This window comes from Haemophilus sp. HMSC068C11, from assembly GCF_001815355.1.
Classification (GTDB): Bacteria; Pseudomonadota; Gammaproteobacteria; order Enterobacterales; family Pasteurellaceae; genus Haemophilus_D.
In genome coordinates this window covers 341,627-359,269 of sequence record NZ_KV820360.1, presented here as the reverse complement: position 1 = coordinate 359,269, position 17,643 = coordinate 341,627, and the positions used below count along the sequence as shown (strand labels likewise).

General features: G+C 39.7%; 16 protein-coding genes and 3 tRNA genes. 15 read left to right on the top strand and 4 right to left on the bottom strand.

Annotated elements, in window-relative coordinates; translation table 11 throughout:
- Positions 1-36 precede the first annotated feature (36 nt).
- Positions 37-1,461, top strand: a complete 1,425-nt coding sequence (gene lpdA / locus HMPREF3020_RS03490) for a dihydrolipoyl dehydrogenase (protein ID WP_070775565.1) — start codon at positions 37-39, stop codon at positions 1,459-1,461.
- A gap of 163 nt (positions 1,462-1,624) precedes the next feature.
- The gene (locus HMPREF3020_RS03485; RefSeq protein WP_005695690.1) at positions 1,625-2,176 is read left to right on the top strand and encodes an NlpC/P60 family protein; all 552 of its coding nucleotides are present in this window, start codon (positions 1,625-1,627) and stop codon (positions 2,174-2,176) included.
- Positions 2,177-2,260: 84 nt separating this feature from the next.
- Here HMPREF3020_RS03485 and HMPREF3020_RS03480 read toward each other — a convergent pair whose 3' ends face one another.
- Positions 2,261-2,710, bottom strand: coding sequence for a LexA family protein (locus HMPREF3020_RS03480; protein ID WP_080971343.1), 450 nt, complete (start codon positions 2,708-2,710; stop codon positions 2,261-2,263).
- Between the two features lie 273 nt (positions 2,711-2,983).
- Here HMPREF3020_RS03480 and sstT point away from each other — a divergent pair, with 273 nt between their 5' ends.
- From sstT to HMPREF3020_RS03450, 6 genes are read left to right on the top strand one after another with little or no spacing between them, the layout of a single operon-like run.
- Positions 2,984-4,225 carry a serine/threonine transporter SstT gene (gene sstT / locus HMPREF3020_RS03475; protein WP_070775564.1) on the top strand — a complete coding sequence of 414 codons (1,242 nt, stop codon included), beginning with the start codon at positions 2,984-2,986 and terminating at the stop codon, positions 4,223-4,225.
- Between the two features lie 57 nt (positions 4,226-4,282).
- Entirely contained in the window at positions 4,283-5,731 is a 1,449-nt protein-coding gene (modF, locus tag HMPREF3020_RS03470) for a molybdate ABC transporter ATP-binding protein ModF (protein WP_070775563.1), read from the top strand.
- 44 nt (positions 5,732-5,775) lie between these two features.
- A complete protein-coding gene (locus HMPREF3020_RS03465; RefSeq protein WP_049370905.1) occupies positions 5,776-6,690 on the top strand; it encodes an SPFH domain-containing protein in 915 nt (304 codons plus the stop codon).
- A 52-nt stretch (positions 6,691-6,742) separates the two neighbouring features.
- Positions 6,743-7,198, top strand: a complete 456-nt coding sequence (locus tag HMPREF3020_RS03460; RefSeq protein WP_065243115.1) for an NfeD family protein — start codon at positions 6,743-6,745, stop codon at positions 7,196-7,198.
- Positions 7,195-7,797, top strand: coding sequence for an NAD(P)H-dependent oxidoreductase (locus tag HMPREF3020_RS03455; protein WP_065243116.1), 603 nt, complete (start codon positions 7,195-7,197; stop codon positions 7,795-7,797). Before HMPREF3020_RS03460 ends, HMPREF3020_RS03455 begins: the two co-directional genes overlap by 4 nt.
- Positions 7,798-7,823: 26 nt before the next feature.
- Positions 7,824-8,381 carry a TorD/DmsD family molecular chaperone gene (locus HMPREF3020_RS03450; RefSeq protein ID WP_049370903.1) on the top strand — a complete coding sequence of 186 codons (558 nt, stop codon included), beginning with the start codon at positions 7,824-7,826 and terminating at the stop codon, positions 8,379-8,381.
- A gap of 98 nt (positions 8,382-8,479) precedes the next feature.
- Here HMPREF3020_RS03450 and gyrA read toward each other — a convergent pair whose 3' ends face one another.
- Both gyrA and ycaO read right to left on the bottom strand, forming a co-directional pair.
- Positions 8,480-11,125, bottom strand: coding sequence for a DNA topoisomerase (ATP-hydrolyzing) subunit A (gene gyrA / locus HMPREF3020_RS03445; protein WP_070775562.1), 2,646 nt, complete (start codon positions 11,123-11,125; stop codon positions 8,480-8,482).
- A gap of 153 nt (positions 11,126-11,278) precedes the next feature.
- A complete protein-coding gene (gene ycaO / locus HMPREF3020_RS03440; RefSeq protein ID WP_070775561.1) occupies positions 11,279-13,042 on the bottom strand; it encodes a 30S ribosomal protein S12 methylthiotransferase accessory factor YcaO in 1,764 nt (587 codons plus the stop codon).
- A gap of 179 nt (positions 13,043-13,221) precedes the next feature.
- Here ycaO and HMPREF3020_RS03435 point away from each other — a divergent pair, with 179 nt between their 5' ends.
- Positions 13,222-13,560, top strand: coding sequence for a YegP family protein (locus HMPREF3020_RS03435; RefSeq protein ID WP_005695704.1), 339 nt, complete (start codon positions 13,222-13,224; stop codon positions 13,558-13,560).
- Here HMPREF3020_RS03435 and HMPREF3020_RS03430 read toward each other — a convergent pair whose 3' ends face one another.
- Positions 13,561-14,277 (bottom strand): class I SAM-dependent methyltransferase, encoded by a 717-nt coding sequence (locus HMPREF3020_RS03430; RefSeq protein WP_070775560.1) that lies wholly within the window; start codon positions 14,275-14,277, stop codon positions 13,561-13,563.
- Between the two features lie 10 nt (positions 14,278-14,287).
- Here HMPREF3020_RS03430 and gloB point away from each other — a divergent pair, with 10 nt between their 5' ends.
- The 6 genes from gloB (at position 14,288) to HMPREF3020_RS03400 (ending at position 17,566) form a co-directional block, all read left to right on the top strand.
- Positions 14,288-14,989 (top strand): hydroxyacylglutathione hydrolase, encoded by a 702-nt coding sequence (gene gloB, locus HMPREF3020_RS03425; RefSeq protein ID WP_070775559.1) that lies wholly within the window; start codon positions 14,288-14,290, stop codon positions 14,987-14,989.
- Positions 14,990-15,124: 135 nt separating this feature from the next.
- Positions 15,125-16,447 carry a glutamyl-tRNA reductase gene (hemA, locus tag HMPREF3020_RS03420; protein WP_070775558.1) on the top strand — a complete coding sequence of 441 codons (1,323 nt, stop codon included), beginning with the start codon at positions 15,125-15,127 and terminating at the stop codon, positions 16,445-16,447.
- Positions 16,431-17,174, top strand: coding sequence for a phosphodiester glycosidase family protein (locus HMPREF3020_RS03415; protein ID WP_070775557.1), 744 nt, complete (start codon positions 16,431-16,433; stop codon positions 17,172-17,174). Before hemA ends, HMPREF3020_RS03415 begins: the two co-directional genes overlap by 17 nt.
- A 123-nt stretch (positions 17,175-17,297) precedes the next feature.
- Positions 17,298-17,374, top strand: a tRNA-Met gene (locus tag HMPREF3020_RS03410).
- Between the two features lie 5 nt (positions 17,375-17,379).
- Positions 17,380-17,464 (top strand) — tRNA-Leu (locus HMPREF3020_RS03405).
- Positions 17,465-17,491: 27 nt separating this feature from the next.
- A tRNA-Gln gene (locus tag HMPREF3020_RS03400) sits at positions 17,492-17,566 on the top strand.
- Positions 17,567-17,643 lie beyond the last annotated feature (77 nt).

Here is a 17,643-nt window from a genome sequence, read left to right as displayed (position 1 = left end):
TGCGGTCAAAAATTTGAACGTTTTTACGAGGTAAAAATGAGTAAAGAAATTAAAACCCAAGTTGTGGTACTTGGTGCTGGTCCTGCAGGTTATTCAGCGGCATTCCGTTGTGCGGACTTAGGTTTAGAAACAGTACTTGTTGAACGTTATTCAACATTAGGTGGGGTATGTTTAAACGTAGGTTGTATCCCTTCTAAAGCATTACTTCACGTAGCGAAAGTAATTGAAGAAGCGAAACATGCAAGCAAAAATGGTGTGTATTTCGCAGAGCCTCGCATTGATTTAGATGAAGTGCGTGCAGGTAAAGAAGCGGTTGTGGCGAAATTAACTGGTGGTCTTGCAGGCATGGCTAAACAACGTAAAGTCACCGTTGTTGAAGGCTTAGCGGCATTTACCGATCCACATACATTAGTAGCACGTGATCGTGATGGTAAACCAACCACAATTAAATTTGATAATGCGATTATCGCAGCAGGTTCTCGCCCAATTCAATTACCATTCATTCCACATGAAGATCCACGCGTTTGGGATTCAACGGATGCACTTAAATTAAAAGAAGTACCGAAAAAACTTTTAATCATGGGCGGTGGTATCATCGGTTTAGAGATGGGTACCGTATATGATGCATTAGGTTCTGAAGTTGAAGTGGTTGAAATGTTTGACCAAGTAATTCCAGCGGCAGATAAAGATGTGGTAGGTATTTATACCAAACAAGTTGAGAAAAAATTCAAGTTAATGCTTGAAACTAAAGTGACTGCAGTTGAAGCAAAAGATGATGGTATCTATGTTTCAATGGAAGGTAAAGCATGCAACGATACTAAACGTTATGATGCAGTATTAGTCGCAATCGGTCGTACGCCAAATGGTAAATTAATCGATGCTGGTAAAGCAGGTGTTGAAGTGGATGAGCGTGGTTTCATTCATGTTGATAAACAAATGCGTACTAATGTGCCTCATATCTTTGCAATCGGTGATATCGTTGGCCAACCAATGTTAGCACATAAAGGTGTTCATGAAGGTCACGTTGCGGCGGAAGTGATCGCAGGGAAAAAACATTACTTCGATCCAAAAGTCATTCCTTCTATTGCTTATACTGAACCAGAAGTGGCTTGGGTAGGTAAAACTGAGAAAGAATGTAAACAAGAAGGTTTAAACTACGAAGTGGCTAAATTCCCTTGGGCTGCTTCAGGTCGTGCGATTGCTTCAGAATGTGCTGAAGGTATGACCAAATTAATCTTCGATAAAGATACTCACCGTGTACTTGGTGGGGCAATCGTTGGGTCTAACGGTGGTGAATTATTAGGTGAAATCGGTCTTGCGATCGAAATGGGTTGTGATGCAGAAGATATCGCATTAACGATTCATGCTCACCCGACACTTCATGAATCTATAGGTCTTGCGGCTGAAGTATTTGAAGGTTCAATTACCGATCTTCCAAATGCAAAAGCGAAGAAAAAATAATCAATTCTAATCCTTTTAAGGGCTACTCATTGAGTAGTCCTTATTTTTTTTGAGATCTCACTCACAAAATTGCATAAAAATTCAATAAAAACTGGCGGGCATAATGACTTTTTGATAAAATCCGACCAGTTTTGTTTTTATATTTTTTTATTATTTAAAAGCTATGTTAAAGAAGATTTTGATTATTGTAGGTTTGGCTGTTTTGACAACAGCCTGCTCTAACAACTCGGGGCAGGCACAAAACGGCATGATTAGTGAAAGTGATGATGCTGAGTTAACGGGTTTGATTGCTGGTTTAGATGGGAAAAAAGGGGGCGTTTACCCTAAATTAAGAACTAACCGTCCTAAATCAGGTTTAATTGGTGATAAAGCGCTTGCTCAAGTTTATAACGAATGGGTTGGTACTCGTTACAGAATGGGGGGCACTTCAAAACATGGTATTGATTGCTCTGCATTTATGCAAACTGCTTTTCTCGATGCTTATGGCATGGAACTTCCACGTTCAACCTCAGAACAACGCTATTTAGGTCGCCAAATCCAAAAACATGAATTACGTAAAGGTGATTTAGTGTTCTTCCGTCGCAACAATCATGTTGGCGTTTATATTGGTAATAACCAATTTATGCATGCAAGTACAAGCCAAGGTGTAACAATTAGTTCATTAGATGAAGATTACTGGTCAAGAACTTATACACAATCTCGTCGTGTGATGTAATGACAATTTTATTTCAACAAGAAGTGCGGTTAATTTTAACCGCACTTTTTCTTTATTTAGAATTTAGATTATTTGATGATTGGCTTAAGCCGCAAATTTCATTAAGTCTCTTCTTGGTTTCATTTGATGGATAGTATTCGTCACCGTGCCAACTAATGGAAGGTTTGTCCATTGTGTTGTTTTAATATTTTCCACTTTAGAATCTAATGCCATGAATACAAATTCATTACCGCTTACACCAGCAAATTCATAAATATGGAATTCGTCTTGTTTTTCTAATACGACAAGATCACCAATGAAAAGGCTATCATTTTTTTCAACCACTAACATATCGCCCATTTCAATTCCCCAAGCAAGCATATTCGGATTGCTAACACGAATAAAACAAGTTTGTTGTGGACGTTTGATGCAATAAAGGTTGAGATCTAATTTTTTATTAAATGTCGATTTGCTTTCAACATCATTGAAAAATGGCATAGGATGATAAGAAAACGTCATATCATTTTGTGCAACTGTATTTGCGTAGTTCATCATCTTGTGTTCCTTTTAGTTTGTGTGTTTTTAATCAGTGGTTGTTTATACAGGTGTAATATACTGGTATTAGATACAGTATGTCAATAGGGCATAGAAAAAATTTTTTTATAGGCGAAAATTTTAGAAAAAATTCATTCTTAGCTTAAAAAGTTCAATTTTTTAGCAAAATAATAAAGAAAAAATTTTCTTTTAAATAAAATTTGAGCTATCTTTATCGTGTTTCGGTGGATCGTAACGATCTGAAGTTCAACTTAATCTTTATTTAAAACTATTATGAATACATCACGTTTATTTCATTTTCTTTTCCAAGGTAATTTGGTAAAACGAATTGCCGTTGGTTTGGTACTCGGGATCCTTGTTGCGTTGGTGAATGAGAGTGTAAAAAATTCAGCAGGTATTGATCTTGCATCTAGCTTTGGCGTGCTGGGTCAAATTTTTGTTAAAGCATTGCGTGCTGTTGCACCAATTTTAATTTTCTTCCTTGTTATGGCGGCACTCGCTAATAAGAAAGTGGGCTCTAAAAGTAACATGAAAGAAATTGTCGTGCTTTATCTTTTGGGTACGTTCTTAGCTGCTGTGGCTGCAGTAATTGCAAGTATGGCATTCCCATCAGATGTGGCTCTTGCAGTAAAAGAGGATGCGAGTTCAGCGCCTCAATCTGTTGGTCAAGTCATGTTAACGTTAGTATTGAATGTGGTGGATAACCCATTAAATGCAATTTTCAAAGCAAACTTTATCGGTGTTTTAGCGTGGTCTATCGGTTTAGGTTTAGCCCTTCGTCATGCATCAGATGCAACTAAACAGGTTGTGGCTGATTTTGCAGAAGGCATTTCTAAAATTGTTCACGTGATTATTTCATTTGCACCTTTCGGTGTATTCGGTTTAGTGGCTGAAACATTATCTGACAAAGGGTTATCTGCGTTAGGTGGATATGTTCACTTATTATTCGTGTTAATTGGTACAATGCTATTTACTGCCTTTGTACTTAATCCTATTCTCGTTTATTGGAAAATTCGTCGTAACCCATATCCATTAGTGTGGACTTGTGTGCGCGAAAGTGGTGTAACCGCATTCTTTACACGTAGCTCTGCAGCAAACATTCCTGTAAACATTGAATTAGCAAAACGCTTAAATCTTGATGAAGAAACCTATTCTGTGGCTATTCCATTAGGTGCGAATATCAACATGGCGGGTGCGGCAATTACCATTACTGTATTAACGTTAGCAGCTGTTCATACATTGGGTATTGAAGTTTCTTTTGTTAGTGCGGTGTTATTAAGTATTGTTGCGGCACTTTGTGCGTGTGGTGCTTCTGGTGTGGCTGGTGGTTCATTATTGTTAATTCCATTAGCCTGTAGCTTATTTGGTATTAATGATGACATTGCAGCTCAAATGATCGGTGTTGGTTTCGTGATTGGTATCTTACAAGACTCAACAGAAACAGCACTTAACTCTTCAACTGACGTATTATTTACTGCGGCAGTATGTATCGAAGAAGAGCGTAAAAACGGTTAATTCAATTCATTTCACAAGGCGGGCAATTGCTCGCCTTTTGTTTTTAAGGGAAAGAGAATGGCACTTTTAATTCAGCAAGCAAAATTTAAGCTTTATCAAAAACAGACCTTAAACTTACCGCACTTTGCGATTGAGCCACAACAATATTGGGTTGTGGTAGGCGGTAATGGGAGTGGAAAATCAGCGTTTGCGTTAGCTTTGCAAAATGAGTTGCCTTTACAGGAAGGGGTGTATCATAATTCTTTTAAACGTGTTCACTCCTTTTCTTTTGAAAAACAACGAGAAATTCTTGAAGCCACGTTAAAGAATTTAAACAACGATGATACTGATCCAGATTTCTTTGGTAAAACGGCAAGAGAAACCATTTTAAATGGCAGTACGGAGCTGGCTTTTTGTGAACAAATTGCAGAAAAATTAGGTATTACTTATCTCTTAGATCGTTTCTTTATCAAACTTTCCACTGGGGAAACTCGAAAAGTCTTATTGGCACAAGCATTATTACAAAAGCCCGATCTATTAATTTTAGATGAACCTTTTGAAGGGCTAGATCAGCAATCAGTACAAGATTGGATGGCGATGCTGAACGAACTGAAAAAAGAATGTGCTATCGTTCTGATCGTTAATCGTCTCGCAGATATTCCAGAACAGTCCACTCATTTAGCCATGTTGGAAAATTTAGAGTTAGTATTAGAAGGTGTACGCCAATCCATTGAGCAACAAAGTATTTATCAACAATTAGTGTATGTGGAACAGTCTGTTGATGTTGCGTTGCCTGAGCCGGCCTCACCATTACTAAAACTATCTGAAAACCAACCGCACTTTGAACTTAAAAATGTTACAGTTCAGTATGGCGATAAAGTGATTTTGGATCATTTAAATTGGGTTGTTCAGCCAAATCAAAATTGGTGGATTAAAGGACCAAATGGAGCAGGGAAGTCAACCTTACTTTCGTTAATTACAGGTGATCATCCTCAAGCCTTTGCGAATCATGTGGTGATTTTTGGTAAACAACGTGGTTCAGGCGAAACCATTTGGGATATCAAACAAAAAATTGGTTACGTAAGCAGCCAACTGCATTTAGATTATCGTGTGAATTGTTCCGTGCTAGATGTGATCATTTCAGGTTTTTTTGACAGTATTGGGATTTATCAACAAGTGCCAGAGGCAATTCGTTTGAAAGCCATGCAATGGTTAGCTCGTTTAAATCTGACTCATTTAGCAAAAAAGCCATTTCGTTCACTTTCTTGGGGACAGCAACGTTTGCTTTTAATTACACGAGCGATGGTGAAGCATCCACCTGTTTTAATTTTAGATGAGCCTTTTCAAGGGCTTGATGGATTAAATCGCAAGTTAGTAAAACATTTTATTGAGCAACTCGTTAATAATAGTGAAACACAGCTTTTATTTGTTTCTCATCAAGATTTAGATGCCCCGAATTGCATTACACATCTTTTTGAATTTATAAGAGAAAACGATAAATATATTTATATACAAAGTGCGGTCTAATTTGTTAGACTTTTCTCATATTTCCTCACATTAAGGAGCAATCTATGGAAGGCTTATCCGTTGCCGCAATCGTCTTTATTGTATTAGTTGTAGTCGTACTTTTTTCAGCACTCAAAACTGTACCGCAAGGTTATAACTGGACGATTGAGCGTTTTGGGCGTTATACCCACACTTTAATGCCTGGCTTAAACTTTGTCGTACCATTTGTGGATCGTGTTGGCCGTAAGATCAATATGATGGAACAGGTATTAGATATTCCCTCACAAGAAGTCATTTCTAAGGATAACGCCAACGTATCCATTGATGCGGTCTGTTTCGTTCAGGTGATTGATGCTCGTAGTGCAGCTTATGAAGTGAACCATTTAGAACAGGCGATTATCAATTTAACTATGACCAACATTCGTACCGTATTAGGTTCGATGGAATTGGATGAAATGCTTTCCCAACGTGACTCCATTAACGGTCGTTTGTTGGCAATTGTGGATGAGGCGACCAATCCTTGGGGGATTAAAGTTACCCGTATTGAAATTCGTGATGTGCGTCCACCACGTGAATTGATTGATTCCATGAATGCGCAAATGAAGGCAGAACGTAATAAACGTGCGGAAGTCTTGGAAGCGGAAGGGATTCGTCAGGCGGAAATTCTACGTGCAGAAGGGGAAAAACAAGCCCGTATTCTGAAAGCGGAAGGGGAGCGTCAAGAAGCCTTCTTACAAGCAGAAGCACGTGAACGTGCAGCGGAAGCGGAAGCGAAAGCAACCCAAATGGTGTCAGAAGCGATTGCTAGCGGTGATACCAAAGCGATCAATTACTTTATCGCACAAAAATACACGGAAGCTTTAAAACAAATCGGTGGCTCACCGAATAGTAAAGTGGTTATGATGCCGCTTGAAGCAGGCAATTTAATTGGCTCGGTAGCGGGTATTGCCGAACTGTTAAAAGGCGATAAAAAAGCGTAATTTCTTAAAGTGCGGTTAAAAATGACCGCACTTTTTCTCTCAAGGAGTTGATATGGCAGATTGGTTAACAACTTGGTCGGTTTGGCATTGGTTGGTATTAGGTTTTGTATTGTTAATTGCTGAAATCCTTGTACCCGGCGTATTTTTATTGTGGTGGGGCTTGGCTGCGATTGTGGCAGCAGGCGTAATGGCGTTGGTGCCGAGTTTATCCTTAACCGCGTTAGCCGTTTTTTATGCAATTTTAGCGATTATTCTCTCGTTGCTTTGGTGGAAATACCAACATAGCAAAGATAATCAGGATCAATCTCATACAACCTTAAATCAAAGAGATCATACTCTGTTAGGTAAAAAAGGTACGGTATTAGAAATCGGTTCTAACGGGATTGGTCGAGGTGCTTTTGCTGATACTACATGGCGCATTCAAGGCGAGCATTTAACGGTGAATGATCTTGTGGTGGTCGAACGCGTTGATGGCATCACATTGTTAGTTAAAAAGGTAGCAGAATGAATCATTTAATTATTTTTGCACATCCCAATAGCCAAAAAAGTTTTGGTCGTGCAATCGTGGAACGTATTGTAAAAGCAAGCCAACAACTTGGTGTTGAAACCCATTTGCGTGATCTGTACACGATGGAATTTAACCCGATTATTTCCTTTGAAGAATTACAATCGGCCAATAAAGGCATTATCCCAGCAGAAATCCAGCAGGAACATGAATTTATTCGCCAAGCGGATTTGATTACGATGGTTTATCCGTTGTGGTGGATGGGCTTTCCGGCGATGCTAAAAGGCTATTTAGACCGCGTACTCACGCATGGTTTTGCCTATAAAACGGAGAATGGTGAGTCCAAAGGGCTTATTCACGGTAAAGCAATGCAGCAATTTATCACCATTGGTAGCAGCGTGGCGCAATACCAAGAATTTGGCGTAGATAAATCCCTTAATCATTGTTTGGTTAATGGTTTATTTAATTATTGCGGTATTGAAAATGTGGATTACACGCTGTTCGGAGATATTCACATTATCGATGATGGAGCCCGCCAAGCGATGCTTGACGAAGCCGCTGAAAAAACAACGGCAAAATTGACCGCACTTTTAGCTCAATAGTGAGCACAATTATAGGAAAGCAACGGATGTCAGAAACTCAAGTCAATAATTTCTCTTTAATTAGCCGCTTATTCGGCAATTTATTTTATCGCAGCCCTACGGATCCAATTTTAAGTGGAGTATTTGATTGGCTGCAACAACAAGGTTTAAGTCAAGTTTGGGCACTTTCTACAGATAAAGAAAGTGAAGCCGCCATTGATAATTTACAGATGAAAATTGATTTAACGTTACTTGATCAAGAATATCAAAAATTGTTTGGTCCAAACGGTAACGTGCCGACAGCTATTTCAAGTTATGATATAGATGTGCAACGTTTTATGGATTTCCGTCATGCTCGTAACGTGCCAGAGGCAGAGAATGTGGATCATTTCGCCTTGTTATTGCTTACAGCCTCTTGGTTAGAAGACAACACGGAATCGCTATCCGCTCAACAAGATTTATTCGGTGATTTCTTATTACCTTGTGCAGCGAAATTCTTAACCCAAGTGGAAACTTATGCCACACTTCCTTTCTATCGTTCATTAGCGTATTTAACCCGTGAAATCTTGGCTGCAATGGCTGATGAATTAGAAGAAGGCGAGTAGTTTTCATCAATAGAATAGATCCCTAAAAGAGATTTTTAGACAATAATAAAAAAGCCCCGCGTGTCAAAACGCGGGGCTTTTATTTAATGGAAGGCCAATTATTCTTCAGAAGTCACATCTTCAGAGCCTTCGTCTTCATCATCCACATCACAAACACGCTCAAGACTGACTACATGCTCATCTTCTGCGGTGCGAATTAAACGAACCCCTTGAGTGTTACGGCCAACGATGCTCACTTCACTTACACGAGTGCGCACTAAGGTACCCGCATCGGTAATAAGCATAATTTGGTCGGTTTCTTCCACTTGTGTCGCCGCAACGACTTTACCGTTACGTTCGCTCACTTTAATCGAAATCACCCCTTTGGTATTACGGGATTTGGTTGGGTATTCGCTTAATTGTGTGCGTTTACCGTAACCATTTTGCGTTGCGGTAAGAATTGCACCATCATTTTTCGGTACAACTAAGGAAACCACTTTATCGATATTGAGATCGAGGGTTTCTTCTGCATTATCGTCAGAAACCTCTTCAATTTCGACCGCACTTTCATCGTCAGCGATGTCATTAGTAAGGGCAAGTTTAATACCGCGTACACCTGTTGCTAAACGCCCCATTGCACGGACTGCACTTTCCGCGAAACGTACTACGCGACCTTGCGAAGAGAACAACATGATTTCGTTAGAACCGTCAGTGATATCCACACCGATTAATTCATCTTCATCACGTAAGTTCAAGGCGATGATACCGCTTGAACGTGGACGGCTGAATTCGGTTAGTGCAATTTTCTTCACAATACCGCCGGCCGTTGCCATGATGACGAATTTATCTTCTTCATAAGCAGAGATTGGCAAGATTGCAGTGATACGTTCGTTTTCTTGTAACGGTAGAATATTCACAATCGGACGACCACGCGCGCCACGGCTCGCTTGTGGTAATTGATAGACTTTCAACCAATATAAACGACCACGGCTAGAGAAGCAGAGAATCGTATCGTGAGTATTCGCCACTAAGAGTTTTTCGATGAAGTCTTCATCTTTCATCTTCGTTGCGGATTTACCTTTACCACCACGACGTTGAGCTTCGTAGTCGGTAAGTGGTTGATATTTCACATAACCTTCGTGAGAAAGGGTCACGACAACATCTTCTTGGGCAATTAAATCTTCTAAATCAATATCACCGGAAGCTGCGGTAATTTCAGTACGACGTTCATCGGCGAATTGTGCACGTACTTGTTCAAGCTCTTCACGAATCACTTCCATCAAGCGCTCAGGGCTGTTGATGATGTGCAGAAGTTCTGTAATTTTAACTAATAACTCTTTGTATTCATTGATCACTTCTTCGGTAGCTAGACCAGTTAAGCGATGTAAGCGAAGTTCTAGGATTGCATCAACTTGTTCAGGAGAAAGGTAGTAATCAGAACCTTTAATACCAAATTCAGCCGCTAACTCAGCCGGACGTGCCGCTGCATCAAACAAACCTAAAATTTCGTTATTCAGTTTCCAAGGACGAGAAATTAATTTTTCCGCCGCTTCTTTACGCTCTTTCGATTGACGGATGATATCGATGATTTCATCGATATTTGATGTTGCAACCGCTAAACCTTCTAAAATATGCGTACGCTCGCGGGCTTTACGCAATTCAAATAAAGAACGGCGAATCACCACTTCGCGACGGTGCATCACAAAGGCTTCAATGATTTGTTTTAAGTTGAATAAACGTGGTTGACCGTGATCTAAGGCCACCATGTTGATCCCGAAAGTCACCTGCATTTGGGTAAGGGCATAAAGGTGATTTAATACCACTTCACCTACGGCATCACGTTTGATGTCAATTTCAATGCGGATCCCTTCTTTGTTAGAAAGGTCGATAATATTGCTGATGCCTTCGATTTTTTTATCTTTGATAAGCTCAGCAATTTTTTCCACTAATTTGGCTTTATTCACCTGATAAGGTAATTCGGTAACAATGATTTGCTCTTTGCCTTTATCTGTGGTTTCTACGCTAGCACGAGCGCGAACATACACTTTGCCGCGACCGGTGCGATAAGCTTCTTCGATCCCTTTACGGCCATTAATTAATGCCGCTGTCGGGAAGTCTGGGCCAGGAATATATTGCATTAACTCATCAATGGTGATGTTTTCGTTATCAATATAAGCCAAGCAGCCATCTAAAACTTCATTTAAGTTATGTGGTGGAATGTTGGTTGCCATCCCCACCGCGATACCGGACGAACCGTTTGCTAAAAGTGCAGGAATACGGGTTGGTAATACATCCGGAATCATTAATTCGCCATCATAGTTTGGCGAGAAATTTACGGTTTCTTTATCCAAGTCAGTTAATAACGCTTGGGTGATTCTTTGCATACGGACTTCGGTATAACGCATTGCCGCAGGCGCGTCACCGTCGATTGAACCGAAGTTACCTTGCCCATCTACCAACATGTAGCGCAATGAGAACGGCTGTGCCATACGCACAATGGTGTCGTACACCGCAGAATCACCGTGCGGGTGATATTTACCGATTACATCACCTACCACACGGGCAGATTTTACGTATTTTTTGCCGGCAGTGATGCCAGATTGATCCATGGAGAAAAGCACACGTCGATGCACCGGTTTTAAACCGTCACGCACATCGGGCAAAGCACGCCCAACAATCACCGACATGGCGTAGTCAAGGTAAGAAGATTTTAGTTCTTCTTCAATATTGACTGGGGTAATAGAGGAATGGATTGAATCCGTCATTTTTATTCCTTTTTTGATCAAAAAATTGTGACGAATTATAGCATAAATTTAAGCGTTTTTGTGTGAAAAGTGCGGTTGATTTTAAAGCAGTTTTTTAATGCGGAAATAAATAAGGCAGACATAAAGTCCGCCTTATGATTGAGAGAAAATCGTCTATTTCCAATTTTCTCGTTTAGCTTTTTGTAATTTCGCATAAGCGCCAAGTAAAGCTTGATGTTCTTTAAAGTTTTCAAGCGTTTCATCGCTGGCTGGCAAGTTATAGAACGGATTACCTTTTTCTGCCACCGCAGCCCAAGCTTGTTGAACAGCTTCTTTGCTATACATTCTTTCAAATACAGTACGATATTCTTGAGGATCGCGAGTATTGTCTAAATGCAATTCAATGATACTGATTAAAGCACGATAGTAATTTGTACGCTCTGGTGTAAACACAGAGCTGTTCATATTCATCGTCCAGTTTGCCCAATCTAAGGCTAATTCTAATTCACCTAATGCTAAGTAAAGCATGGATTTGAGCTCACCAACACGTAATGTTGTCCAACCGCTTGCTTTTGGTGCCACGATACCGATAAATTCTCGAACACGTGTGGCATCGTCAATATCTTGCTCATCTAATTCTGCTAATAACTCTTCATAAGTTTCAGCATCATGATGATGGTGTGGTAAATCTAATAAGATCTCGCGCCAGTCCATCCCCATATTGTTATTAGCATAAATGAGGTCATCAGCAGGGTAGATATCAGACATGCTAGGCACAATAATGCGGCAAGCGTAAACGTCTAAATGGTTATAATCCATGATATAGACTTCTTTTCCCTCTGTATTAAAGATTGCCATCAAGTTTTCATATTCTTCTTGCGTTGAACCTGAAAAATCCCAATCTACAAATACATAATCTGGCGTATTTTTAAATAAATCCCAAGAAATCAAACCACTAGAATCAATGAAGTGAGTTTCAAGGTTAGCGTGTTCAGCTACATCATCGTTATTGAATGATGGAGGCGAGAATACATCGAGATCTTTTAAACTGCGGCCTTGTAAAAGCTCCGTTACGGTACGCTCTAGTGCCACTTGAAAGTTTGGATGTGCACCAAAAGAGGCAAAGCACGTGCCGTTATTGGGGTTGAGCAATACCACGCAAATCACAGGATATTTGCCACCTAATGAGGCGTCAAAGGCATAAATAGGGAAACCTTCTTCCTCTAATTTGGCAATAGAGGCTTGAATGGATGGATAGCGATCCATGACGGATTTTGGAATTTCAGGAAGACTGATCGCTTCTGCAATAATGCGATTTTTCACATAGCGCTCAAAGACTTCTGAAAGCCCTTGCACACGCGCTTCATTTTTTGTGTTGCCAGCTGACATCCCATTAGAAACATATAAATTCGCAATGATACTTTGCGGAATATAGACGGTTTGTTGATCGGATTGGCGCACATAAGGCATGGCGACAATACCACGATCGTAATTACCGGATTGCAGATCCACAAGCAATTCTGGGGTTAGTTCTTGATTTGGATCGAAATAATCCCATAGATAATCATCTAAAATTCCCTCTGGTAAAAGGGCGTCGTCTTCAATTGGAAACCATTTTTCAGTTGGGTAATGAACAAAATCACCGTTAGCAATTTCTTGTCCTAAATAGAAATCAGCAAAGAAATAGTTGGTGGAAAGACGTTCGAAATATTCACCTAATGCAGATGCTAACGCTGCTTTTTTACTTGCGCCTTTGCCGTTAGAAAAACATTGTGCGCAATCCTTATCACGAATGTGTACAGACCATACATTTGGCACAGGATTAAGCCAAGAGGCTTCTTCAATATTGAAACCAAGTGCGGTCAATTTTTGTTGAAATTTTGAAATACTGTCTTCAAGTGCGGCATCTTTGCCGGGAATAAATGTTTGTTCGGTCATAATTGTTCCTGTTATAAAAAGCCCCAGCATCATAGGGGAGTTTAGAGAGCTAATCAAGCATAAAATTTATTCACTTTTGCTCTTGTTTTCCTTGATTTTTAAGGGTAAATTAGCTTGGCGCAGAAAGGCATTTTCTGTGTGGGTAAAATTATAAACAAATCAACCAATTGGGAGATATTATGGCTCAAGGATTTTATGAATTAAAAGTGGCTAAAGACGGACAATTTATGTTCAACTTAAAAGCAGCAAACGGACAAGTGATTTTAACTAGCGAACTTTATAAAACTAAAGCATCAGCTGAAAACGGTATTGCTTCAGTGCAAAAAAATGGCGTAGATGCGAAAAACTTTGAATATCGCGTAGCGAAAAATGATAAACCTTATTTCGTATTAAAAGCAGCTAACCACCAAGAAATTGGCCGTAGCCAATATTATTCTTCTCAAGCTGCAGCAGAAAAAGGCGTTGAGTCAGTGATCAATAACGCATCTTCTGCAGTAATCAAAGAAGTAACAGAATAATCATTCTGTTCTTATTTCTTTAAATGCACCTGCCGGCTCTAAAAACGCCGGCATTTTTGACCGCGCTTTCTCAGGATTTAGTGTTAATGGATAGGTTCGTTTTTGAGCAACGATGACCGTGAGCGGAGAGCAGAGCGTGATCTTTTCTTGTTTTATAGATAGTCTTTCTTCTGCAATCACATCAAAATTTAATAACGATAACCAGTCAATGACTCGCCAAGTAGCATATTGTCGGAATTTGAAGTCACCTAACTTCGGTTTGAAAAGCAATGGACTAATCGGACTAAATAACGTGATGAAAATCCAGCCGTCATCCTTTAAAACGCGATGTGCTTCACGCAATATTTGGTGAGGATCTTGCGCAAAATTTAAGGTGTTTGCCAATAAGCAGGCATCCATTTCTTTTTCAATAAAAGGCAAGGCTAATGGCGATGCTTGGAGTAAGCTATCACTTTCATTTAAAAGTGCGGTAGGAAAATACGCTGTTTTTTCAGCTAATACAATTTGGTGACGTAAAGGCAAGTCAAAGGCGATTTCACCACTTAAAGCCCCGATTTTCAGAATTTGATAGCCTAAAATTTTTGGTGTCCATTGGGCAAAATAATCGGTTAATACGTTACAATAGGCTTCACCTTGTGGTAACGCTTGCCAACTTTCAGGTGAAAGAAGTGGTTTGTGCCATTTGGCTTTCCAATTCAATGTTAATCCTATTTTCATAAGGTAATTTATGCTAGTTCCTATTCCTGCGCTCAATGATAACTATATTTGGCTTTATAGACGAGAAAATTTCCCCGTAATTGTGATCGATATCCCAGAAATAACCCGTTTAATTCCGTATTTAGAATCGAATAAGTTAGACGTAGAGGCGGTGTTATTAACCCATAATCACGATGATCATGTGCAAGGTGTCGCGGAATTTAAGCAATATTATCCAAATGTACCTGTTTTCGGCCCAACAGAATGTGCAAATAAAGGAGCAACCAATATCGTGGATAGTGGTGTGATTAATACGGCACATTATCATATTGAAGTTTTGCCAAGCGGTGGCCATACGGCAGGGCATGTCAGCTATTTAGTGGATGGGCATCTATTTTGTGGCGATGCGTTATTTTCTGCGGGCTGTGGTCGCGTGTTCACGGGAAATTTTGCTCAAATGTTTGAAACCATGCAGAGTTTTAATCAATTACCTAATGAAACCGTGGTTTGCCCGGCTCATGAATATACGCTGGGTAATTTAGCTTTTGCGGAAACCGTATTGGCGGATAAAAGTGCGGTTGAAAATCAACGTGTTTTAGTGGAGCGTTATCGATCAGAGGGGAAACAGAGTTTGCCGACAACAATTGGATTAGAGAAACAAATTAATCCGTTTTTACAGGCAAAAAATTTAGACGAATTTACACAATGGCGTTTAGCGAAAGATAAGTTTTAACTCATTTTAGTTATTTGTTTGAGTTTTTTCTATTGAAATTTGCTCAATTCTCAACAATTCATTAAAATAGCGAAACTTTTACTTTCTACTTAAGCCGCATGTTCATAAAAGTGCGGTTGTTTTTATTAGGTTTTTATGACCCTTCTTGTTCTAGGCATTAATCATAAAACAGCTTCTGTCGCTGTTCGTGAGAAAGTCGCTTTTTCTGAAGAAAAGCGGCAGCTTGCCTTACAACAAATTCACCAACAAGATTTGGCTGAAAGTGCGGTTATTCTTTCTACTTGTAACCGTACAGAGATTTATCTTCACCATCGTCAAATTTCCCCCCAAGAGTGTAAGCAATGGCAAACGAACTGTACAAATTGGTTTGCTAACATTCATCAGCTTTCTGTGGATGAGTTAAATAAAAGTATTTACACACATCAAAATCAACAAGCCGCAAATCATTTAATGCGAGTGGCCTGTGGTTTGGATTCATTAATTTTGGGGGAGCCGCAAATTTTAGGACAGGTGAAGCAAGCTTTCCAAATTAGTGAAGATTATTATCAAGCGGCGAATATTCCGCTTTCGAGCACGCTTTCTCGATTGTTCCAAAAAACCTTTGCAACAGCAAAACGAGTGCGTACTGAAACCAATATTGGTGAAAGTGCTGTATCGGTGGCTTATGCAGCTTGTAGCTTAGCGCGTCAAATTTTTGAATCTCTACGTGAATTACAAATTTTGCTCGTTGGGGCAGGGGAAACCATTGAATTGGTGAGTCGTCATTTATTACGCCACGGTGTAAAAAAATTGATGATTGCTAACCGCACTTTATCTCGTGCTGAGCAGTTGGTGGAAAAATTAGCGTCTAATACACCGATTGATGTGTATTCGCTTGATGAATTGCAAACCCCGCTAAATCAAGCCGATATTGTTATCAGCTCTACAGGAAGTCCGACTATTTTAATCACTAAAGCGATGGCTGAAATTGCGGAGAAAGCACGCCAATTTAGACCGACTTTAATGGTTGATATCGCCGTACCTCGTGATATTGATGAAAACGTCTCGGAATTAGAAAGTGTATATCATTACACCGTGGATGATTTGCAAGATATTATCCAACGTAATCTTTCTCAACGTGAGCAAGCATCAGAGCAAGCACAAGATATCATCACGCAAGAATGTAATGCCTTCTTTGAGTGGTTGAAAGTGCAACAGTTCTCTAATTTAATTCGTCATTATCGTGATGAGGCAGAAAATACTCGCCAAGAATTACTCGAAAAAGCGTTACACCAAATTCAACAAGGTGAGAATGCTGAAAAGATTCTACAAGAATTAAGTTATAAATTAACAAATAAACTCATTCATACACCAACCCAAACTATGCAATCCATGATGAGATCGGGTAATGCAGAAGGGTTGCATGCCTTTTCAAATGCGTTGCATTTAACCCATCCTTTAAATGAAAAAAACGATTAAATTTTTGACCGCACTTTTCAGTAGCGCATCGTTACTGATGAGTGTGCCAGCCCTAGCGGAATACCGAACTTTTGATGATGGCAATATTACTTACGGAATTTTTCAAGCAAAGCCTGAAGAAGTACAGCTACATTGGAAAGATGCTGAAGGTAAAGATTATCAAAGTCTAACGCGTCTCAAAAATGCCTTAGAGCCTAGCTATAACGTGAAAATGATCATGAATGCAGGCATTTATAGCATGAATAACACGCCAGCGGGATTATGGATTGAACATGGAAAAGAGCTCAATGCGTTAAATACAAAATCAGGCAAAGGTAACTTTCATGTACAACCCAATGGTGTGTTTGCCATTGCAAAAAATAAGCCCTACATTTTAACTACAGTCGCTTATCAGAAAAGCAAACTCAAGCCAGATTTTGCGCTTCAATCAGGCCCGATGTTGATTATTCATGGCAAAATGAATTCGCAATTTAAAGCAAATCTAGAAAGCTATCATAAGCGTAATGCAGTGTGTTTGACGAAGCAAAATGAATTACTATTTTTGATGACGATAAAAGGTGAGCCTAATCTTTATACCTTGAGTCAAGGTTTGCTTAAAATTGGTTGCCAGGATGCTTTATATCTTGATGGAACCATTTCTAATTGGTACATTCCAGGGCAATTTAGCTCTTTGCATTGGAAGCATTTTGTGGGAATGATCTCCGTTCTTGATGTGAACAAAAAATAGCAAAAGCGTTTTATTTATAATCAACTAAATCAAAAAATCCGTTTTTTGCAAAAAAATGATTGACGAGAATAGGTCAAATCAGGATAATACGCCCCGCAAAGCCGATAAGGTAAAGCAAATGATGGCTACATAGCTCAGTTGGTTAGAGCACAACACTCATAATGTTGGGGTCGCAAGTTCGAATCTCGCTGTAGCCACCAAATTTGCGGGACTGGCGAAATTGGTAGACGCACCAGATTTAGGTTCTGGCGCCGAGAGGTGTGTGGGTTCAAGTCCCTCGTCCCGCACCATTTATCAGCTTGCAGTCAAATAGTAGTTGGGGTATCGCCAAGCGGTAAGGCACCGGGTTTTGATCTCGGCATCCCTAGGTTCGAATCCTAGTACCCCAGCCATACTATCTAAATAAAATCTTCTTTATTTTCAATCAAAGAATTTCTGTTGGGGTATCGCCAAGCGGTAAGGCACCGGG